Origin of the sequence: Saccharopolyspora thermophila, from assembly GCF_014646075.1 — a bacterium.
Classification (GTDB): Bacteria; Actinomycetota; Actinomycetes; order Mycobacteriales; family Pseudonocardiaceae; genus Saccharopolyspora; species Saccharopolyspora thermophila.
The window spans coordinates 483,643-503,769 of the sequence record NZ_BMMT01000002.1; the positions used below are offsets into that span (position 1 = coordinate 483,643).

Consider the following 20,127-nt stretch of genomic DNA (forward strand, 5'->3'; position numbering starts at 1 on the left):
TGCGCGGCTCAGCGGTCGAACCGGCCACCCTTGATCGCGTCGATGAACGCGGCCCACTGCCTGCCGGTCGCCGTGAAGTTGCCGGCGTCGCGGTTCTTCGTGTCGCGCACCGCGGCGCCACCACTGATGCGACCGACCTCAACGCAGTTCTCGGCCCCCTGGCTGCGGCTCACTCGTCGGATGTTGTAACTGTGCGCAGTGTATCGAACACCTCACGTAACGACCAGTGTGAGCGAGCGTGTCCAGGTTCATCGCCGACACGAGCCGTAACTGTCGTGTTACATGTTGTGTTCGTCACGTGGGGAAATGTGCGGAGTGCACATTTGGCCGGGGGGTAAGTCTGGGCAACCGGGCATAGCGCGCACGTGGTCGCGCTCACGACACTCACGGTGAGAATTGCCCGCTCGATCCGGGCTTTCCGTAACCAGCGCGTGCAGTCAAAGGAGCACAGCGAAGTGCAGGAGTTCGACCTTCTCGTGGTGGGCGGCGGCCCGGGTGGTTACGTCGCCGCGATCCGGGCCGCACAGCGCGGTCTCTCGGTCGGTGTGGTGGAAAAGGAACGGCCCGGCGGGGTCTGCCTGAACTGGGGCTGCATCCCCACCAAGGCGATGCTGCGCTCGGCCGAGGTCTACGAGACCGTCCTGCACGCGGCTGACTTCGGCGTCAACGTCGAGAACGTCAGCGTCGACTACGACGCGATCCGGCGCCGCAAGAGCAGCGTCGTCAAGGGCCTCACCGACGGCGTGGCGGGCCTGCTGAAGAGCAACGGCGTCACCGTCATCAACGGCCACGCCCGGTTCACCGGACCGACCACCGTGGACGTCTACGCCACCGGGGACTCGCCGCTGGGCGCCGACGGCCCGCGCTACGCCGCCGAACCGGCCGGCGCGCAGCCGATCGAGCAGGTCTCGGCCCGCGACGTCATCATCGCCACCGGCTCGGTCCCCGTGCAGCTGCCGCTGCCCGGCGCCGACCTGCCCGGCGTCATCACCTCCGACGGCGCCTTCGGTCTGACCGAGGTGCCCCGCCGCATCGCCATCATCGGCGGCAGCGCGGTCGGCGCCGAGTGGGCCACCCTCTTCGCCACCCTCGGCAGCGAGGTCAGCATCATCGAGATGCAGAAGACCCTGGTGCCCGCCGAGGACGCCGAGATCGGCAAGGCCCTGGGCCGCTCCTTCACCAAGCGCGGCATCAAGGTCCTCACCGAGGCCACCGTGTCCCGCATCGACCAGGGCGCCGACGGTCTCGAGGTCACCGTGGACGGCGCGAAGCCGCAGAAGATCGACGCCGACGTGGTGCTGGTGGGGGTTGGCCGCAAGCCCAACACCGCCCACCTCGACCTGGACCGGACCGGGGTGGCCACCACCGAGCGCGGGTTCATCGTCGTCGACGACAAGCTACGCACCAACGTCGAGCACGTCTACGCCATCGGCGACGTGACCGGCAAGGCGCTGCTGGCGCACGTCGCGTCCCACCAGGGTGTGGTCGCCGCCGAGACGATCGCCGGGCACCACGCCTCGATCGACTACAACGTGATCCCGGCCGCCACCTTCACGCACCCGGAGATCGCCAGCGTCGGCCTCACCGAGGCGCAGGCCGTCGAGGCCGGGCACGAGGTCGTGACCGCCAGGTTCCCGTTCGCCGCGCTGGGCCGCGCGCAGAGCTACGGCGACACCGAGGGCTTCCTCAAGATCGTGGCCGGCAAGAAGTACGGCGAGGTCCTCGGCGTGCACATCATCGGCCACTCCGCCAGCGACCTGATCACCGAGGGCGCGCTGGCCATGGCGCTGGAAGCCACCCTCGACGAGCTCGCCGAGACCATCCACGCGCACCCCACCCTGGGGGAGATCGGCATGGAGGCCGCGATGGCCGCGCTGGGTCTGCCGGTCCACATCGCACCGCCGAAGAAGCGCTGAAGGCAGAGCCTTTTTCCGAAAGGGGATCCGTCATGGCACAGACGGCCACGCGCAGCAAACCGTCCACCCGAGGTGCTGCCAAGTCGCGCCGCGGCAGCGCGGTACGCGGCTCCGGCGGCGGTGCGTTCGCCGGGGAGTCGCCGGAGCTGCTGCGGGACTACTTCCACGAGATGACCCTGATCCGCCGCTTCGAGGAGCGCGCGGCCCAGGGCTACACCCAGGCCAAGATCGGCGGGTACTGCCACCTCAACCTCGGCGAGGAGGCCACCGTCGTCGGCCTGATGCGCGCCCTGCGCAAGACCGACCTGCTGTTCACCAACTACCGCGAGCACGGCTACGCCATCGCCAAGGGCATCGAGCCCGGTCGCGTGATGGCCGAGCTGTACGGCCGCACCACCGGCACCTCCAAGGGCTGGGGCGGCTCGATGCACATGTTCGACGTCGAGGCCGGGCTGCTCGGTGGCTACGGCATCGTCGGCGGCCAGATCCCGCTGGCCACCGGTGCCGCGCTGGCCATCGACTACCGCGGCGGCGACCAGGTCGTGATGTGCCAGATGGGCGACGGCACCACCAACATCGGTGCCTTCCACGAGGCGCTGAACATCGCCGCCCTGTGGAAACTGCCGGTGGTCTTCGTGGTGATCAACAACCAGCTCGGCATGGGCACCACGGTGGAGCGGTCCTCGGCGGAGTCGGAGCTGTACAAGCGCGCCGCGGCCTACCGGATGCACGGCGAGCGGGTGGACGGCACCGACGTGCTGGCCGTGCGCGACGCGGCGACCCGGCTCGTCGAGCGGGCCCGCTCCGGCGGCGGCCCGGCCCTGCTGGAGGCCGTCAGCGAGCGGCTGAAGGGCCACTCGGTGGTCGACCCGGCCAAGTACCGCAGCGAGGAGGCGGTGGAGAAGGCTCGCCAGGCCGACCCGGTCGCCAACTTCCGGGCCCAGCTCATCGAGGCCGGTGTCCTCGACGAGGACGGCGCCGCCGAGATCGAACGCAAGGCGCAGGCCGAGGCCGACGCGGCGGTCGCGTTCGCCGACGACAGCCCGCACCCGGACCCGTCGACGCTGTTCGACTACACCTACGCCACCCCGGTGGCCAACGATTCGCGACGGCTCCCCGCCGACCCGGTGTTCTGACGCCACTTCCGGGTCAGCCGAACCGTCGCGGTATTTGCGACACCCCGCCACGTTCCACCGCGGGCCTTTCGCACGCCACTGCGGAAGGCCCGCGGTACACCAAATGCTTTTTGTGCAGGAGTAACAACCTTGGCCGTCATCTCGTATCGCCAAGCGTTGCACGACACGCTTCGCGAGGAAATGCTGCGCGATGAGGACGTCTTCCTCATCGGCGAGGAAATCGGGGTCTTCGAGGGCTCCTACAAGATCACCGCAGGGCTGCTGAAGGAGTTCGGCGAGAAGCGGGTCCGCGACACCCCGATCGCCGAGGAGGGCTTCGTCGGCGCCGCGGTCGGCGCCGCCATGCTGGGCCTGCGGCCGGTCGTGGAACTGATGACGATCAACTTCTCGCTGATCGCGCTGGACCAGATCGTCAACCACGCGGCCAAGATCTACGGCATGTTCGGCGGCCAGACCAGTGTGCCGATGGTGCTGCGCACCCCGGGCGGCGGCGGCCAGCAGCTCGGGGCCACGCACTCGCAGAACATCGAGCTGTACTACGCGTTCGTGCCGGGCCTGAAGGTCGTGGCGCCGAGCACCCCGGCCGACGCCAAGGCCCTGCTGCTGGCGTCCATCCGGGACAACGACCCGGTGCTGTTCCTGGAGAACCTCGCGCTGTACAACACCAAGGGCGAGGTGCCCGACGTGGTCGAGCCGGCCGAGATCGGCAAGGCCAAGGTGACCCGGGAGGGCACCGACATCACCATCATCGGCTACTCGCGGATGGCGATGATCGCCCAGCAGGTGGCGGAGAAGCTGCACGCCGAGGAGGGCATCAACGCCGAGGTCGTCGACCTGCGGAGCCTGCGCCCGCTGGACCGGCACACCATCGTGGAGTCCGTGCGCAAGACCGGCTGCGCCGTGGTCGCCGAGGACGACTGGCTGACCTACGGCATCGGTGCGGAGATCGCGGCGTCGATCTCCGACGGCGCGTTCGACTACCTGGACGCCCCGGTGCGCCGTGTTGCGGCGGCGGAGGTGCCGCTGCCGTACGCCAAGCCGCTGGAGCGCGCCGCGCTGCCGTCCGCGGAATCCTTGACCACGGCCGTCCACCAGACCCTGGAAGCGGTCGGCCGCCGCCGCTGAGTCTGTGCTCACCCGAGGAAGACGATGACTGAGATTCAGATGCCGAGGCTCTCCGACACGATGGAGGAGGGCGTCATCTCGACCTGGCGCAAGAAGGTCGGCGACCAGGTCAGCCGCGGGGACGTGATCGCCGAGATCGAGACCGACAAGGCGGTCATGGAACTGGAGGCATACGACGACGGGGTGCTGGAGAAGATCCTCGTCGAGGAGGGCGCGACGGTGCCGATCGGCACGCCGATCGCGATCCTCGGCGACGGCTCCGGTGCGGCCGCGGAGGCCGCTGCCAGCCCGGCGCCCGCCGCCCCGGCCGAGCCGGCTCCGGCTCCGGCGGTGCCTGCCGCCCCGGCCGCCGCCCCGGCTCCGGCTGCCGAGTCCGGTGCCCGGCCGAAGGCGTCGCCGCTGGCCAAGGCGGTGGCCAAGGAGAAGGGTGTGGACCTGTCGACGGTGCGGGGCACCGGCCCGGGCGGGCGGATCATCCGCGCCGACATCGAGGCCGCCGCCGCGGCGCAGAGTGCTCCGGCCGCCGCTCCCGCCGCTCCGGCCGCCGCTCCCGCCGCTCCGGCCGCCGCTGCCGCCCCGGCGGCCAGTGCGGACGTCGAGGAGATCCCGCTCAGCAACATCCGCAAGGTGACCGCCAGGCGGCTGACGGAGAGCAAGCAGCAGGCGCCGCACTTCTATCTGACCAGCGCGATCGACGTCACCGACCTGATGGCGTTCCGGGCGAACCTCAACGAGCGGCTGCAGGCCGCGGGCGGCCCGAAGGTCAGCGTCAACGACCTGATCGTGAAGGCGGTGGCCACCGCCCTGCGCGCGTATCCCGCGGTGAACGTCTCCTTCGCCGGGGACACGATGCTGCAGCACAAGCGGATCAACCTCGGCGTCGCGGTGGCGATCGACAACGGCCTGGTGGTCCCGGTGATCAAGGACGCGGACCGCAAGAGCGTCTCGGAGATCGCCGTGGAGAGCCGGGAGCTGGCCGGGCGCGCCCGCGAGGGCAAGCTGAAGCTGGACGAGATGTCCGGCGGCACCTTCTCGATCTCCAACCTGGGCATGTTCGGCATCGAGCAGTTCAGCGCGGTGATCAACCCGCCGGAGGCGGCGATTCTGGCGGTCGGCGCGGCTCGCGACGAGGTGCAGGTGCGCGACGGCGAGTTCGTGGCCCGCAAGATCCTGCGGGTGACCCTGTCGGCCGACCACCGCGCGGTGGACGGCGCGGTCGGCGCGGCGTTCCTGCAGCAGCTGACCAGCCTGCTGGAGGACCCGATCCGCATCATCGCGTGACCAGCGGGCGGAGGGGCCATGGTGCTCCTCCGCCCGCCGGGACACCGGCGTGGTTGTGCCGGTGGCGACACCCGGTCCCGCCGCGCGTTCGGCCTGGCCCCTTCCGCGACGTCCCCGACCGTCGCGGAAGGGGCCTTTTCACGCCCCACATCGCTCGAGGCGCATGCCGTGCTGGTGTGGGTGCGACCGCGGCCTGGGACCGGGTTTCGGCGAAGTTGGGAGGTGGGGATGCTGTCAGGTGAGGGCGTTGGCGAGTTTGGGGGTCAGGCGGTCCAGGGCGAAGGGAATGCTTGACACCGTTGCCGAGCCGAGCGCCATGGTCAGGTCGTAGTCGTCGAGCAGGACCAGCGCGCCGCGCTTGGCCGCGGGCAGGTTGTTCAGCAGCGGGTCGTTGCGCACCGCGTCCACATCGGTCGGTCTGGCGGTGGTGACGATGACGACGTCGGCGTCCAGCAGCGACACCTGCTCCTTGCTGATCTTGACGTTGAACCGGCCGTCGCTGTCGAGGCTGTCGATGCCCGGCGCCAGCCGCAGACCCAGCTGCTCCAGCAGCGCGGTCCGCGCGTCCTGCTTGGTGTAGGCGGCGTAGGTGCCCGCCGAGTCGGTGCGGACCGTGACGTGCGTGCGGCCCTCGAACAGCGGGTTCGCCCGCCGGGTCTGCTCGATGCGCGCCTGGGTGTCGGCGACCATCCTGGCGACGTCAGCCTCGCGGCCCAGCACCCGGCCGATGGTCTCGGCCTGCACCCGCCAGTCCACGCCGTAGTCGATGGCGTTCGGCGGCTGCGCCACCACCGGGTTGAAGCTGCTCAGCCGGTGGTACTGGTCCTGGGTCAGCGCGCTCTGCACCGCGATCATCACGTCCGGGGCGAGCGCGATGACGCCCTCCACGTCGACCTCGCTGCCGAAGATCTTGGGCCGTTCGGCGCCCAGCAGGGGCTGCACCCACGGGCCGACGCCGCTCTCCCACGGTCCCCACCTGGTCAACCCGGCCGGGACGACGCCCAGCGGCAGCAGCACGTCGTGGTCGGTGATGCCGAGGGTGACGACGCGCTTCGGGGCCGCCTCGATCCGCGCGGTGCCGTACCGGTTCGGGATGGTCACGGGGAAACCGGGCCCGGCCGGGGCGCGGCCCGTCGCGTCGGACCCGCCGGTGCCGCACGCCGCCAGCCCGGCCGCGAGCACACCGGTCACGCCGAGCACAAAGCCCCGGCGGCCGAACGTGCCGGTCCGGGTCGCTGGGGGAGGCGTCATCACGGGTCCTTCGTCCTCGGAGTCGATCTACACAAGCAAGGCTAACCTCACTGGCACGGTCGGCCGAATCCGATCGCCTGGTGAGCCGGATCACTCGCACAGATCGGCGAGGTATCGTGAGCACACGCTCACGGTGCGCAACGGGGCGCGGGATGCAGGAGTCGCCATGAGTGACGATGACGTGTTCGGCCGTCGTTGGGTCCTCGCCGAGGACGAGCTGCTGAGGATGCTGTGGCGCTGCCACGCGGGCGAGAACCCCGACGTCGTCCTGCTGGAGCTGCACGCCAACCGCCGTGAGGACCGGCGCGAACCCGCCGCCGGGCGCGCCCCCCGCGTCACCCGCCACCTGCGCCGCGACCGCCACCGGGCGGTGCGCTGAAATCCGGCGGACCGCCGCCCCGGCCGGGCGGGCGGCCGATACGGTGTCGTTGATCGCCACCGCACTGGAGACCACACCTGATGAATTCGTTCTTCGCCGGAACCCGCACGCTCGGCACCGGATTCGCCATCATCCTGCGCAGTCCCCGGCTGCTGTTGCTGGGTGCGTTGCCGGCGCTGATCAGCGCCGTGCTGCTGCTCGCCGGCCTCGGCGCCCTGACCTACTTCAGCGGTGACGTGGTCACCTGGCTGACCCCGTTCGCCGAGGGGTGGAGCGACGTCGCCCGCAACGCCCTGCGTATCCTGCTCGGCGTGGCGCTCGTCGGCGCCGCCGCGGTGCTCGCCTCGGTGTCGTTCATCGCGCTGACGTTGCTGGTCGGCGGCCCGTTCTACGAGCACATCGCGGAGCAGGCCGAGGAGCGGCTCGGGCTGGACACCTCCGATGACGGCGCCGGCCTGGTGCGCTCGCTCGCCCGCGGCATCCGGGACTCGCTGAAACTGGTCGGGATCGCGGCGGTCGGCGCCGTCGTGCTGTTCGCCATCGGGTTCGTCCCGGTCGTCGGGCAGATCGCGGCGCTGGTGCTCGGCGCCCTGTTCGGCGCGTGGGTGCTCGCCCTGGAGATGGTCGGCCTGGTGTTCCAGCGGCGCGGCCTCACGCTCGGCGACCGCCATCGGGAGCTGCGCCGCCACCGGGCGGTGGTGTTCGGCTTCGCCCTGCCCACCTACCTGCTGTGCCTGGTCCCGGTCCTGCAGCTGGTGGTGATCCCGTCGGCGGTGGTCGGCGGCACGCTGCTGGCGCACCGGGTGCTGGGCCCGGCGCCCCGGCGAGGTGCCGTTGCGCAGCGGTGATTCGCGCCGCACCGCGTTCGGCCTAGAGTCGGGGTGTGACGCAGCCTGGGCGACCCGATGACTCCTACCTGCGCGCGGTGTCGGCGGCGACCGAGCGGGCGGTGGCCGCGGCCGAGCCGATCCGGTCTGACTTCGCCGGTGCCGGCGAGGCGCTGCGAGCCGACGTCGAGCGGTGGGTGGACGACCACGCCGCGGACCTGCTGGCGCTGAGCCACGACCTGCACGCGCACCCCGAGGAGGCGTTCGCCGAGCACCGGTCCGTCGCGCGGGTCGCGGAACTGCTGCGGCAGCGCGGTTTCGACGCCGAAGTCGGTGTCGGCGGACTGGAAACGGCGCTGCGCACCGGGATCGGCACCGGGAGTCCGCACGTCGCGGTGCTGGCCGAGTACGACGCGCTGCCCGGCATCGGGCACGGCTGCGGGCACAACATCATCTGCGCTGCCGGGGTCGGAGGTTTTCTCGCCGCGGCCACGGCCGTGGCGGTCACCGGCGGCCGGGTGACCCTGGTGGGCACTCCGGCCGAGGAGGGCGGCGGCGGCAAGGAGCACCTCGCCAGGGCGGGCGTTTTCGACGACGTCGACGCGGTCGTGATGCTGCACCCGTTCTCGCACGACATCGCCACGCACCCGTTCCTGGGGCGCCGCCAGCTGGAGGTCGTCTTCCACGGGGTGGCCGCGCACGCCGCCGCGCAGCCGTTCATGGGGCGCAACGCCCTGGACGCGGTGGTGGCGACCTACCAGGGCGTGGCCGCGCTGCGCCAGCACATCCCCTCGACGGACCGGGTGCACGGGATCATCACCGACGGCGGCAAGCGCCCGAACGTGGTGCCCGACCGCGCCGCGGCGCTGTTCTACGTGCGTTCCGCGGAGCCGGGTTCGCTGCAGGACCTGGCCGCGCGCATCGAGGCGATCGCGCACGGCGCGGCCTCGATGACCGGCTGCGGCGTCGAGCTGAGGTGGGACGAGAGCCCGGCCTACCTGCCGATCCGGCACAACGACACGCTGGCGGCCCGCTGGGCGCGGCACCAGGCGCGCCGGGGCCGCACGTCGCTGCCGCGGGGTGTGGTGCCGGAGTACCTGACGGGGTCGACGGACCTGGGCAACCTCAGCTACCGGCTGCCCGCGATCCACCCGATGATCGGCCTGGGTGATCCGAACCTCTCGCTGCACACCGAGGAGTTCGCCGCCGCGGCGGCCTCCGCAGCGGGGGACCAGGCGGTGCTGGACGGCGCGGTGGGCCTGGCTCTGACCACAGTGGACTTTCTGGCGGACGCGGAGCTGCGCGCGGCGGTCCGCGAGGAGTTCGAAGCGGCGGGCGGAGCCCTTGACGTCACCACCTACTTCGCCTGACTCCGCCGCCGCGGAGCCATGATCTGCGACGGAAGATCGGCGCACCGCGGTCGAACCGGAGCTCGTCGTGCGCGCGTCCGGCTGCGCTACGCTGGAACGCGGCCTGTCACCGAACACGAGATGTCTACTGTGGATGAATTGGTGCGGGAGTGGACCGCGCAGCTGCTCGACCCGGGCAACGCCGCCGCCCTCGTGGTGGGCGCGGTCGCGCTGGTCCTGGTGCTCAACCGCAGCACGTGGCCGCTGCTGCGCAACGTCGTGACGATCGCGCACGAGGGCGGGCACGCGGTGGTCGCGTTGCTCAGCGGCCGCAAGCTCAACGGCATCCGGCTGCACTCCGACACCTCCGGGCTGACCGTCTCCACGGGGCGGTCGAGCGGACCCGGCATGGTCCTCACCCTGCTCGCCGGGTATCCGGCCGTGTCGCTGCTGGGACTCGGCGGCGCGTGGCTGGTCGCCGCCGACCTCGCCCAGGTGATGCTGTGGGTCGCCATCGGGTTGCTCGTCGTGATGCTGCTGGCCATCCGCAACGCCTACGGTGTGCTGTCCGTGCTGGTCACCGGCGGTGTGCTCGTCGCGGTGTCGTGGTTGGCCACCCCCGCCTGGCAGGCCCTGTGCTGTGCGCTGTTCAGCTGGTTTCTGCTCTTCGGCGGCCTGCGGCCGATCGGCGAGCTGCGGCGCAAGCGGTCCCGGGGCCGCGCGCCGGACTCCGACGCCGACCAGCTGGCCCGGTTGACCGGGGTGCCGGCTGCGATGTGGCTGCTGTGCTGGTACCTGATCGGCGTGGTGGCGCTGCTGCTGGGCGCGCGTTGGTTGCTGCTGATGCCGCAGGTGTGAGACGGCGCTCGTTGCCTGTCGGCCCGCCATCCACCACCATCGCGGCGTGACAAGTTCTTCCACTGTCTTGGGCGGCGAGTTCGCGCTGGGCGCGGACGTGACGGTGCACCGAGTCGGTTTCGGCGCCATGCAGCTGGCGGGACCAGGCGTGTTCGGCCCGCCGACCGATCGCGACCGGTCGATCCGCGTGCTGCGCCGGGCCGTTGAGCTGGGCATTGACCACATCGACACCAGCGACTTCTACGGCCCCTGGGTGGTCAACGAGCTGATCGCCGAGGCGCTGCATCCCTACGGCGACAACCTCGTGCTGGCCACGAAGATCGGCGCCTACCGGGACCACCAGGGAGCGTGGCTGCCGCTGAGCCATCCGGACGCGCTGCGCGCCCAGGTGCACGACAACCTGCGCCGCCTGCGGGTCGAGGCGCTGGACCTGGTGTACCTGCGCTACATCGCCGACCAGCCCGGCATCGAGCTGGCCGACCAGCTCGGGGCGCTGGTCGAGCTTCGTGAGCAGGGGCTGGTGCGCAACATCGGGCTGTCCAACGTGTCCGCCGAGCAGTTCGAGCAGGCGCGGCAGCACACCGAGATCGCCGCCGTGCAGAACCTTTACAACGTGGTGAACCGCAGCTCCGCGGACCTGCTGGACCGCACCGCGCGGGTCGGTGTCGCCTTCGTCCCGTTCTTCCCGCTGGGCTCCGGGTTCTCCGCCAGCCGCGCCCGCGAGGACGGCGTGCTGCGCTCGATCGCGGAGCGGCTCGGCGCGACACCGGCCCAGGTGTCCCTGGCCTGGCTGCTGCGGCGGTCGCCGAACGTCCTGCTCATCCCGGGCACGTCGTCGGTGGCGCACCTGGAGGAGAACACCGCGGCGGCGGTGGTGGAGCTCACCGCGGACGACGTGGCGGCGCTGGACGCGCTGGTCGCGGAGGGCGAAAGCCTCGAAGCAGCCCACTGATCATTCGGAGTTGCGTGGAGGGCATCTCCGGCCAGGTGGTCAGGGGGTGCCCTTCACCCGGAACGGCCTCACGTGATCAGGCGCAGCTTTGTCCAATTTGTTCGAAAAGTCGTCTCGATCGATACGGATGGTCGCGGCACGGTCACGCCTCACCGGCCCGGCTGGTGTCACCCAGTAGTCTTGCCGACACGCACTGGCACAAGGAGTGAGGCGCCACCGTGACCGAACAGGCGACGTGGGTTCCTGACGACGTCGACGAGGAGGTTCCCAGCGCGGCGCGGCTCTACGACTACCTGCTCGGTGGCGCGCACAACTTTGCTGCGGACCGCGCGCTGGCCGAGAAGTTCCTTGCCGCCCTGCCCAGCGCGCGGGACGTGGCCCGCCTCAACCGGGCCTTTCTGCGCCGGGCAGTGGTGTTCCTCGCCGATCAGGGCATCCGGCAGTTCCTCGACGTCGGCTCCGGGATCCCGACGGTCGGCAACGTGCACGAGATCGCCCACGACATCGACCCGCAGGCGCGCGTGGTCTACGTCGACCACGAGTCCGTCGCCGTCGCGCACAGCCAGCTGCTGCTGGACGGCAACGACAACGCCACCATCGTGCAGGCCGACCTGCTGGAGCCGGACGCCATCCTGCAGCACCCGGAAACCCGCCGGCTGCTGGATTTCTCCCAGCCGATCGGGCTGATCATGGCGGGGGTCATCCACTTCGTCCCGCACGAGGCCGACGCCCCGGCGATCATCGCCGCCTACCGCGACGCGCTCGCCCCTGGCAGCTACCTGGCGCTGTCGCACTTCACCGCCGACATCAGTCCGGACGAGATGGCCGGTGTGGTGGAGATCATGCGCCGCAGTTCCGACCCGATCCACCCCCGCACCCGCGCGGAGATCACCGAGCTGTTCGCCGGCTTCGAGATCGTCGAACCCGGCATCGTGGGCACCGCGCTGTGGCGCCCCGACCGGCCGGAACAGGCCGCCGACGAGCCCGGCGGCTCGCAGATCTACGCGGGGGTGGGACGCAAGCTGTGAGCCGCTCACGGGGGGCGTGTCGCAGATCGTCGATGATGTTGTTAGGAAGGTGGCATTGCCAGCGAACGCGTGACGGACGGTCAAGATGAGCGAGGGAACTGCCGACGCCCCTGAAGGGACGCCGGAGGTGCTGGTCCCGCAGCGGTACGACGCCGAGTGGCGGGCCGAGGTGGCCCGCCGGTGGGCCGCTCAGCTGAGCACCGCCTCCTACATCCCGCTGGCCCGCGACACCGTCGAGCACACCCTGCAGGACCTGCTCACCGACATCGTCAAGGCGCTGGACGATCCGGTCGCGGTGGAGGAGGTCGGCCGCGCCGTGGGCAGCCGACTGGTCGAGATCCACGCCACCGGTGAGGACAGCCTGACGCTGAGCCTGGCCGTGCTGCGCGACGCGCTGGTCCACCAGCTCGGCAACGACGAGGTGCGCGGCATGATGGGCCTCGTCGCCGCGATCGCCGCCGGGTACGCCGCGGCCGACCGCGAGAGCACGTTCATCCAGCAGGAGACGCTGAAGAAGGCGCTGCTGCGGTCGAAGCTGAAGGCCGACCGGGAACTGGCGGCCAGCGAGGCGCGGTTCGGGGAGGTGTTCACCACCACCCCGATCGGGGTCGCGATCTGCGACCTGACCGGCAAGTTCGTGCAGGTCAACCCGGCCTGGGAGGCCACCCTCGGCTACCACTCGCAGCACCTGGCGTCGATGACGATCCACGACCTGTTCCATCCCGACGACGCCGAGTACCTGACCAGCGCCTACGCCGAACTGGCCGAGGGCGGCAGCGCCCAGCGGCTCAGCGAGCGGAAACGCCTGCTGCGCGCCAACGGCGAGGAAGCCTGGGCGTACCTGGCGGTGTCGGTGCTGCGCGGATCGGACGGGGCGCCGTGCAACTTCGTCACGATGGTCGAGGACATCACCGAACTGCACATGCTGCAGGAGCGCTTCCAGTACCAGGCGCTGCACGACGCGCTGACCGGGTTGCCGAACCGGCAGTTCTTCCACACCCGGCTGGAGGCGGCCATCGCGCAGCTGCCCGCGGACGCCCGGCTGACGCTGTACCACCTGAGCCTGGACGGCTTCGAGCTGATCAACGACGGGCTGGGCTACGAGGTCGGCGACCGGGTGATCAAGGTGGTGGCCCGGCGGCTGGAGGCGCTGGTCGAGAACGAGGAGGCCATCGTCGCCCGCTTCGGCGGCACCGAGTTCGCCGTCATGATCTGGGAGCAGGCGACGACCCCACCGGTCGCGCAGCTGCCCCAGCTGATCAACGAGATGCTCGCCGAACCCATCTACGTCGGCGAGCACGGCATCGCCGCGTCGGCCAGTGTCGGCGTGGTCCAGCGGGTGGTGGCCGAAGCGGACGCGGCGAACATGCTGTGGGCCGCGGACGTCGCGTTGCGCCGCGCGGAGTCGGCGGGCAAGCGGCAGTGGGCGCTGTTCGACCCGGACCGGGCGCCGGAGGAGCGCGTCGAGTCCAAGCTGGCGGCGGTGATGCCGGGCGGCCTGGAGCTCGGGGAGTTCGACGTGGTCTACCGGCCGCTGGCGCGGCTGGACTCCGGTCGGCTGGTCACGTTGCGGGCCGAACTGCGATGGGAGACCGGTCAGTACGGCACCTTCGAGCACACCGAGGTCCTGCGGCTGGCCGAGCGGTCCGGGGTGACGTTGTCGCTGCGGGACTGGATGTTCCAGACGGCCTGGCAGCAACTGCGCGAGTGGCACGAGTCCGGGCACCGGGTGCGGTTGACGCTCATGCTGAGCCGCAACCAGGGCCAGGATCCCGACCTGGCCGCGATGATCCACCGCGCGCTCGACGCGGGGGACGTCGATCCGCAGTGGCTGCGGCTGTGCCTGCCGGTGGCGGCGGTCGGCGGCGACAACGAGGAAGCCCGCGACAACGTCCGCTATCTCGCCAACCGCGGCATCGGGACGTCCCTGCACGGCTTCCACGGCTCGCCCGAGGAACTGCGGCTGCTGCGCGACCTGCCGGCCGACGTGGTGCGCCTGGACGACGCACTGGTCGACATCGTGCGCACCGCGGAATCCCCGGAAGTGCCCGAGGTGCAGGCGATCCGCAGCCTGGTGCCGCTGGTGCACGCATGCGGCGCGGCGGTGTGCGTCAGCGGGGTCGACTCCGAGGAGCAGGCGGCGGTCTGGCGGGAGATCGGCTGTGAGATCGGCGCCGGAGCGCTCTTCGGCGAACCCCTACTGTCCTTCGACGTCCCCGACTTTCTCGAGGGCACCAACCTCGCCTAGCGCTCCGCAGCGCCCCTCTCAGCAAGCACCGAGCCGCCCGGGGCGGCGATCCTGCCAGGGTTGCAGCCGCCGCTGTAGCCCGAAAAACAACGGGATCACGCCTCCAGTGCGGCGCGCACGATCGCCAGCGCGTCCTCGCGGCGGATGCCCAGGGCCCGGGTGATCTGCGCGTACGTCGCCGCCGCTTCGGCGGCCCGCGCCGCCGCCTGGTCGCCCGCGTCGCTGACGAACGTGCCCGCCCGGCCACGGGTTTCCAGCAGCCCCGCCTGCTCCAGCTCCCGGTACGCCCGGGCCGCGGTGTTCACCGCGATGCCCAGGTCGGCCGCCAGCGCGCGGACCGTCGGCAGCTTCGCCCCCACCGGCAGCTCGCCGCTGTTGATCTGCTCGGCGATGGCCGACCGCACCTGCTCGTAGGGCGGGACGTCCGAGGTGCTGTCAACACTGATCCGCATGGCTCTCCGAGACTCTCTGAAATGGTCAGGACTTCCGGAAGGCGTCGAGCAGCCGGTCGGCGGCGAGGCTGGCGGTGAGCTCCCCGGCGCGCACCGCGGCCTCCACGTCGTCGACGATCGCCCGCACCGCCGGGTGGCGGGTCAGCTCCGACATCAGCTGGTCGCGGACCAGCGCCCAGGTCCACTCGACCTGCTGGCGGCTGCGCTTCTCGGTCAACTCGCCGGTGTCCTCCAGTACCGCCCGGTGCCGCACGACCTGCTCCCACACCGCGTCCAGGCCGGTTCCGGTCAGGCCGCTGCAGGTCAGCACCGGGGGAGTCCAGTTCGCGCTGAGCGGGGTGAGCAGGCGCAGCGCGCCGCGCAGCTCGCGGGCCGCCTTGCGCGCCTCGGCCTCGTGATCGCCGTCGGCCTTGTTGACCGCGATGACGTCGGCCAGCTCCAGCACGCCCTTCTTGATGCCCTGCAGCTGGTCGCCGGTGCGGGCGAGGGTGAGCAGCAGGAAGCAGTCCACCATGCCCGCCACGGCCACCTCGGACTGACCGACGCCGACGGTCTCCACCAGCACCACGTCGAACCCGGCCGCCTCCATCAGCACGATCGTCTCGCGGGTCGCGCGCGCGACGCCGCCGAGCGTGCCGGCCGACGGCGACGGTCGCACGAACGCCGCCGGATCGGTCGCCAGCCGCCCCATCCGCGTCTTGTCGCCCAGGATGCTGCCGCCACTGCGCGTCGACGACGGGTCGACCGCGAGCACCGCCACGCGGTGCCCGGCGGCGGTCAGCATCGAGCCCAGCGACTCGATGAACGTCGACTTGCCGACCCCGGGCACCCCGGTGATGCCGACCCGGTGCGCGCCGCCGCTGTGCGGCAGCAGCTCGACGAGCAGTTCCTGCGCCCGCGCGCGGTGGTCGGCGCGGGTCGACTCCACGAGCGTGATCGCCTGCGCCAGCTTGGTGCGGGAGCCGGCGAGCACGCCCTCGGCGTAGTCCTGGACGTCGATGGTGCGGGGCATGACCAGACCTGTCTGTCGAACTCGTTCTGCCAAGCGGCTGCGCCGCTGCACAGGACAGTCTCTCAGTGCTCCAGCCGGGTGCGGAGTTCGTCGAGCAGGCCCAGCGCGGCGTCGGCGATCACGGTGCCGGGCGGGAAGATCGCGCTCGCCCCCGCCTGCCGCAGGGCGTCGAAGTCGGAGGGCGGGATGACGCCGCCGACGACGATCATGATGTCCTCGCGCCCCAGTTCGGCCAGTTCGTCGCGCAGCGCGGGCACCAGCGTGAGGTGCCCGGCGGCGAGGCTGGAGACCCCGACGATGTGCACGTCGGACTCGGCGGCCTGCCGGGCCACCTCGGCCGGGGTCTGGAACAGCGGCCCCACGTCGACGTCGAAACCGAGATCGGCGAAGGCGGTGGCGATCACCTTCTGCCCGCGGTCGTGGCCGTCCTGGCCCATCTTGGCGACCAGAATGCGCGGTCGGCGGCCCTCGGCCTCGGCGAACTCCTCAACCTGGCGGCGAACTTCAGCCAGCCGCTCCGACGGCCCCGACTCCTCCCGGTACACGCCGGTGATGGTACGGATCTGCCCGGAGTGACGGCCGAAGACCTTCTCCAGCGCGCCCGAAATCTCCCCGACGGTCGCCTTCGCGCGGGCCGCGTCCACCGCCAGGGTCAGCAGGTTGTGCGCCAGGTCGTCCGGTCGCTCGCCGGACATCGCGGCCTCGGCCGCGGCGGTGAGCCGACGCAGCGCGTCCTCGCACGCCTGGGGGTCGCGTTCCTCGCGCAGCCGCCGCAGCTTCTCCAGCTGCTGCGCGCGGACCACGGCATTGTCCACTTTGAGCACATCGACCTGCTCGTCGCCGTCGTAGCGGTACCTGTTGACACCGATCAGTGGCTGGCGGCCGGAGTCGATGCGGGCCTGGGTGCGGGCGGCGGCCTCCTCGATGCGCAGCTTCGGCAGGCCCGCGTCGATGGCCTGCGCCATGCCACCGGCGTTCTCGACCTCGGTGAGGTGCGCCCAGGCGCGTTCGGCGAGGTCCTGGGTCAGCCGCTCCAGGTAGTAGCTGCCGCCCCACGGGTCGATCACCCGCGTGGTGCCGGACTCCTGCTGGAGCACCAGCTGCGTGTTACGGGCGATGCGCGCGGAGAAGTCGGTGGGCAGCGCCAGCGCCTCGTCGAGCGCGTTGGTGTGCAGCGACTGGGTGTGGCCCTGGGTGGCGGCCATTGCCTCCACGCAGGTGCGCACCACGTTGTTGTAGACGTCCTGGGCGGTCAGCGACCAGCCGGAGGTCTGCGAGTGGGTGCGCAGCGACAGCGATTTCGGGTTCTTCGGCCCAAACTGCCTGACCAGCTTCGCCCACAGCAGGCGGGCGGCGCGCAGCTTCGCGACCTCCATCGCGAAGTTCATCCCGATACCCCAGAAGAACGACAGGCGCGGGGCGAAGGAGTCGATGTCCAGCCCGGCCTGCAGTCCGGCGCGCAGGTACTCCACCCCGTCGGCCAGCGTGTAGGCCAGCTCCAGGTCGGCGGTCGCCCCGGCCTCCTGGATGTGGTAGCCGGAGATCGAGATGGAGTTGAACTTCGGCATCCGCTGCGAGGTGAAGGCGAAGATGTCGGAGATGATCCGCATCGACGGCTGAGGCGGGTAGATGTAGGTGTTGCGGACCATGAACTCCTTGAGGATGTCGTTCTGGATGGTCCCGGCCAGCTTCTCCGGCGGGACGCCCTGCTCCTCGGCGGCGACGATGTAGAGCGCCATCACCGGCAGCACCGCGCCGTTCATGGTCATCGACACGCTCATCTTCTCCAGCGGGATGCCGTCGAAGAGCTGCCGCATGTCGTAGATCGAGTCGATGGCCACCCCGGCCATGCCGACGTCGCCGGCGACGCGCGGGTGGTCGGAGTCGTAGCCGCGGTGGGTGGCCAGGTCGAAGGCCACCGACAGGCCCTTCTGCCCGGCGGCGAGGTTGCGCCGGTAGAAGGCGTTGGACTCCTCGGCGGTGGAGAACCCCGCGTACTGCCGGATGGTCCACGGCTGGGTGACGTACATCGTCGGGTACGGGCCACGCAGGAACGGCGCCAGCCCCGGGTAGGTGCGCAGGAAGTCCAGCCCCTCGGTGTCGGCCGCGGTGTACAGCGGCCGGATCCCGATGCCCTCCGGGGCCTCCCACACCAGGGCGTCGGCCTCCTTGCCGGTGGCCGCGAGCACGTCGGCCCGCCACCGCTGCAGCTGCGGCTGATCGGCCGGGGCGGCGGCCGTGTCCAGGGGGATCTCGGCGAAGTTCGGGATCTGCGTCATCGTCCCACTCCCAACCTGTCCTGGACGTCGGTGAGGACGGCCAGCGCATCGCATCCGGCGAAGACGAACCCGTCCGCCCGCGCCGTGCCGGGTTTCCCGGCCAGCAGCACGTGCCGGGCCCCGGCCTGCCTGAGCGCCCGGGCGGTTTCCTCGGCGCGTTCGGCGTAGAGCTCGTCGCTGGAGCACAGGCACACCACCGGTTGCCCGCGGTAGGCGGCGAGAACGTCCGCAGTGGACTCCGTGGCCCCGGCGTCGGTGCTTGCGATGCCGCCCGCGGCGAACAGGTTCCGGGCGAACGAGGCCCGCACGTGGTGCGCGGCCAGCGAGCCCAGCGTCGCGAGGAACACCGCGGGCCGGGTGCCGGTGGCGGCCAGGTGCGCGTCGGCGGCGTCGCGGAGCCGTTCGAAGTCCTCGGCGTAGCGGTGCACCGGCAGGCCCCCGCCGGGCCGTTGCGGCAACGGCACGCGCTGCAGCGGCGGCTCGTCGAGGTTCGGGAACTCGCTGACACCGGTGATCGGGTCGCGGCGGTGCGCGATCGCCTCGCGGCGCCGCTCCCAGGTGGCGGCGAGCTCGTCGGCGACCAGCCCGGACTCCAGCGCGGCGGGCAGCCCCCCGGCCGCTTCGATGCGCTGGAACCAGCGCCACGCCGCCCGCGCCAGCTCGTCGGTCAGGCTTTCCACGTACCAGGAGCCGCCCGCGGGGTCGATCACCTGCGCCAGGTGCGACTCCTCCAGCAGCAGCGACTGGGTGTTGCGCGCGATGCGGCGGGCGAAGGAGTCCGGCAGCCCGATGGCGGCGTCGAACGGCAGCGTGGTCACCGCCTGCGCGCCGCCCATCCCCGCGGCGAAGGTGGCGATGGTGGTGCGCAGCATGTTCACCCACGGGTCGCGGCGGGTCAGCATCGCCGCCGAGGTCACCGCGTGCTGCGCCTGCGCCCGCGCCGGTTCGGCGACGCCGCAGGAGCGGGTCACCTGCTCCCACAGCCGGCGGGCGGCGCGCAGCTTGGCGATGGTGAGGAACTGGTCGGCGGTCGCGGCGTAGCGGAACTCCAGCAGCCGGGCCGCGGTGTCCACGTCCAGCCCGGCCTCGGTCAGCCACCGCAGGTAGGTGGTGGCGGCGGCGAGCGAGCAGCCGAGCTCCTGCGCGTCGGAGCCACCCGCCTCGTGGTAGGGCAGCCCGTCGACGACCAACGCCCCGAGTTCGGGGAAGTCCGCGGCGCAGCGGCGCGCCAGCGACACCGCGACCTCGGCGTCCGCGGGGCGGCCGGTCCTGGCCTGCTCGGCCAGCGGGTCGGCGCCGAGGTTGCCGCGCAGCGCGCTGCCGCGCACCCCCTGCTCGGCGGCCAGCGCGAGCAGCGCCTCCGCCGCGACGCCGGCATCCGCACCGGCGTCCAGGGTCACGCCGATCATGTCGAGGTGGACACCGTCGAGGGCGTCCGCGAGGTCGTCCACGGCCAGCCCACCGGCGCCGAGCCGCAGCCACAGCGACGACACGCCGTTGTGGAGGTCCGCCAAGATCTCCCGGTTGGTCTCCGCGGCGTCGGGGTTCTCGTGCCGCTGCCGCACGTCCCAGCCGTCGGCGACGCTGCCCTGCGGGCGGCTGCCGCGCACGAACGGCGCCAGCCCAGGCAGCCCGGACTCCGTCGGGCCCTCGGTGTAGAGGGGGTGCACGGTGATGCCGTCGTAGGTGGTGGTGGCGAGCACGTCCTCCACCGCCTCGCCGGGGGCCTGCTCGCTGAGCAGCCCGGACCGCGCCAGCACCGTCCGCACCTGGTCCCGCCACTGCTCGCGGGTCGGTTCCGGGAACTCCGCAGCCAGGACGAGTTCCGGTCCGCCGCAGCTCGCCGTCGAGTGCGCCACCATGGCTGTGATGGTAGGCCGGTGCCCCGGGACCGAACCCGATCACGACTGTGAGGCACGTCGCAGGCCGCGCGAGCGGCCCGCCGGTTGTTGGGACCCCGAGCCGCCGGCCCGCCGGATTTGGCGGGATCCCACAAACGCGCGGTGTGCTCGGCGTCTGATCCGGCGATCCGGG

The 20,127-nt window shown here is 71.6% G+C and carries 17 protein-coding genes; 11 read left to right on the forward strand and 6 right to left on the reverse strand.

Annotated elements, in window-relative coordinates; translation table 11 throughout:
• Nucleotides 1-8: 8 nt before the first annotated feature.
• Nucleotides 9-173, reverse strand: a complete 165-nt coding sequence (locus IEY17_RS05665) for a DUF397 domain-containing protein (RefSeq protein WP_308423950.1) — start codon at nucleotides 171-173, stop codon at nucleotides 9-11.
• Between the two features lie 282 nt (nucleotides 174-455).
• On the opposite strand from IEY17_RS05665, the gene lpdA reads away from it, so the two are divergent.
• The 4 genes from lpdA (at nucleotide 456) to IEY17_RS05685 (ending at nucleotide 5,458) form a co-directional block, all read left to right on the forward strand.
• A complete protein-coding gene (lpdA, locus tag IEY17_RS05670) occupies nucleotides 456-1,916 on the forward strand; it encodes a dihydrolipoyl dehydrogenase (RefSeq protein ID WP_188986164.1) in 1,461 nt (486 codons plus the stop codon).
• A gap of 32 nt (nucleotides 1,917-1,948) precedes the next feature.
• Nucleotides 1,949-3,052 carry a pyruvate dehydrogenase (acetyl-transferring) E1 component subunit alpha gene (gene pdhA / locus IEY17_RS05675; protein ID WP_188986165.1) on the forward strand — a complete coding sequence of 368 codons (1,104 nt, stop codon included), beginning with the start codon at nucleotides 1,949-1,951 and terminating at the stop codon, nucleotides 3,050-3,052.
• Between the two features lie 129 nt (nucleotides 3,053-3,181).
• The gene (locus IEY17_RS05680) at nucleotides 3,182-4,177 is read left to right on the forward strand and encodes an alpha-ketoacid dehydrogenase subunit beta (protein ID WP_188986166.1); all 996 of its coding nucleotides are present in this window, start codon (nucleotides 3,182-3,184) and stop codon (nucleotides 4,175-4,177) included.
• A gap of 24 nt (nucleotides 4,178-4,201) precedes the next feature.
• Complete coding sequence (locus IEY17_RS05685) at nucleotides 4,202-5,458, forward strand: pyruvate dehydrogenase complex dihydrolipoamide acetyltransferase (RefSeq protein ID WP_188986167.1); 1,257 nt, start codon at nucleotides 4,202-4,204, stop codon at nucleotides 5,456-5,458.
• A gap of 234 nt (nucleotides 5,459-5,692) precedes the next feature.
• On the opposite strand, the gene IEY17_RS05690 is transcribed toward IEY17_RS05685, so the two are convergent.
• Nucleotides 5,693-6,709, reverse strand: coding sequence for an iron-siderophore ABC transporter substrate-binding protein (locus tag IEY17_RS05690; RefSeq protein WP_188986168.1), 1,017 nt, complete (start codon nucleotides 6,707-6,709; stop codon nucleotides 5,693-5,695).
• A 166-nt stretch (nucleotides 6,710-6,875) separates the two neighbouring features.
• Here IEY17_RS05690 and IEY17_RS05695 point away from each other — a divergent pair, with 166 nt between their 5' ends.
• From IEY17_RS05695 to IEY17_RS05725, 7 genes are all read left to right on the forward strand, one after another.
• Complete coding sequence (locus tag IEY17_RS05695) at nucleotides 6,876-7,088, forward strand: hypothetical protein (RefSeq protein ID WP_188986315.1); 213 nt, start codon at nucleotides 6,876-6,878, stop codon at nucleotides 7,086-7,088.
• A gap of 80 nt (nucleotides 7,089-7,168) precedes the next feature.
• On the forward strand, nucleotides 7,169-7,936 hold the full coding sequence (locus IEY17_RS05700; protein WP_188986169.1) for an EI24 domain-containing protein: 768 nt from the start codon (nucleotides 7,169-7,171) through the stop codon (nucleotides 7,934-7,936).
• A 35-nt stretch (nucleotides 7,937-7,971) separates the two neighbouring features.
• Complete coding sequence (locus IEY17_RS05705; RefSeq protein ID WP_188986170.1) at nucleotides 7,972-9,285, forward strand: M20 family metallopeptidase; 1,314 nt, start codon at nucleotides 7,972-7,974, stop codon at nucleotides 9,283-9,285.
• Between the two features lie 120 nt (nucleotides 9,286-9,405).
• Entirely contained in the window at nucleotides 9,406-10,122 is a 717-nt protein-coding gene (locus IEY17_RS05710) for a M50 family metallopeptidase (RefSeq protein ID WP_188986172.1), read from the forward strand.
• Between the two features lie 46 nt (nucleotides 10,123-10,168).
• A complete protein-coding gene (locus tag IEY17_RS05715; protein ID WP_188986174.1) occupies nucleotides 10,169-11,074 on the forward strand; it encodes an oxidoreductase in 906 nt (301 codons plus the stop codon).
• 218 nt (nucleotides 11,075-11,292) lie between these two features.
• Nucleotides 11,293-12,102 (forward strand): SAM-dependent methyltransferase, encoded by an 810-nt coding sequence (locus IEY17_RS05720; protein ID WP_188986176.1) that lies wholly within the window; start codon nucleotides 11,293-11,295, stop codon nucleotides 12,100-12,102.
• Between the two features lie 85 nt (nucleotides 12,103-12,187).
• The gene (locus tag IEY17_RS05725) at nucleotides 12,188-14,350 is read left to right on the forward strand and encodes a putative bifunctional diguanylate cyclase/phosphodiesterase (protein ID WP_188986178.1); all 2,163 of its coding nucleotides are present in this window, start codon (nucleotides 12,188-12,190) and stop codon (nucleotides 14,348-14,350) included.
• A gap of 95 nt (nucleotides 14,351-14,445) precedes the next feature.
• On the opposite strand, the gene IEY17_RS05730 is transcribed toward IEY17_RS05725, so the two are convergent.
• The 4 genes from IEY17_RS05730 to IEY17_RS05745 form a co-directional block, all read right to left on the reverse strand.
• The gene (locus tag IEY17_RS05730) at nucleotides 14,446-14,802 is read right to left on the reverse strand and encodes a GntR family transcriptional regulator (RefSeq protein WP_188986180.1); all 357 of its coding nucleotides are present in this window, start codon (nucleotides 14,800-14,802) and stop codon (nucleotides 14,446-14,448) included.
• 25 nt (nucleotides 14,803-14,827) lie between these two features.
• Complete coding sequence (gene meaB, locus IEY17_RS05735; RefSeq protein WP_188986182.1) at nucleotides 14,828-15,814, reverse strand: methylmalonyl Co-A mutase-associated GTPase MeaB; 987 nt, start codon at nucleotides 15,812-15,814, stop codon at nucleotides 14,828-14,830.
• A 62-nt stretch (nucleotides 15,815-15,876) separates the two neighbouring features.
• Entirely contained in the window at nucleotides 15,877-18,093 is a 2,217-nt protein-coding gene (gene scpA / locus IEY17_RS05740) for a methylmalonyl-CoA mutase (protein WP_188986184.1), read from the reverse strand.
• On the reverse strand, nucleotides 18,090-19,955 hold the full coding sequence (locus IEY17_RS05745) for a methylmalonyl-CoA mutase family protein (protein ID WP_188986185.1): 1,866 nt from the start codon (nucleotides 19,953-19,955) through the stop codon (nucleotides 18,090-18,092). Before IEY17_RS05745 ends, scpA begins: the two co-directional genes overlap by 4 nt.
• Between the last annotated feature and the right edge of the window lie 172 nt (nucleotides 19,956-20,127).

Excerpts from the sequence above, each read along its gene's own strand:
- pdhA (WP_188986165.1), top strand. The coding sequence starts at position 1,949 with ATGGCACAGACGGCCACGCGCAGCAAACCGTCCACCCGAGGTGCTGCC.
- IEY17_RS05685 (WP_188986167.1), top strand. The coding sequence starts at position 4,202 with ATGACTGAGATTCAGATGCCGAGGCTCTCCGACACGATGGAGGAGGGC.
- IEY17_RS05690 (WP_188986168.1), bottom strand. The coding sequence starts at position 6,709 with ATGACGCCTCCCCCAGCGACCCGGACCGGCACGTTCGGCCGCCGGGGC.
- IEY17_RS05695 (WP_188986315.1), top strand. The coding sequence starts at position 6,876 with ATGAGTGACGATGACGTGTTCGGCCGTCGTTGGGTCCTCGCCGAGGAC.
- IEY17_RS05700 (WP_188986169.1), top strand. The coding sequence starts at position 7,169 with ATGAATTCGTTCTTCGCCGGAACCCGCACGCTCGGCACCGGATTCGCC.
- IEY17_RS05710 (WP_188986172.1), top strand. The coding sequence starts at position 9,406 with ATGTCTACTGTGGATGAATTGGTGCGGGAGTGGACCGCGCAGCTGCTC.
- IEY17_RS05725 (WP_188986178.1), top strand. The coding sequence starts at position 12,188 with ATGAGCGAGGGAACTGCCGACGCCCCTGAAGGGACGCCGGAGGTGCTG.
- IEY17_RS05730 (WP_188986180.1), bottom strand. The coding sequence starts at position 14,802 with ATGCGGATCAGTGTTGACAGCACCTCGGACGTCCCGCCCTACGAGCAG.
- meaB (WP_188986182.1), bottom strand. The coding sequence starts at position 15,814 with ATGCCCCGCACCATCGACGTCCAGGACTACGCCGAGGGCGTGCTCGCC.
- scpA (WP_188986184.1), bottom strand. The coding sequence starts at position 18,093 with ATGACGCAGATCCCGAACTTCGCCGAGATCCCCCTGGACACGGCCGCC.
- IEY17_RS05745 (WP_188986185.1), bottom strand. The coding sequence starts at position 19,955 with ATGGTGGCGCACTCGACGGCGAGCTGCGGCGGACCGGAACTCGTCCTG.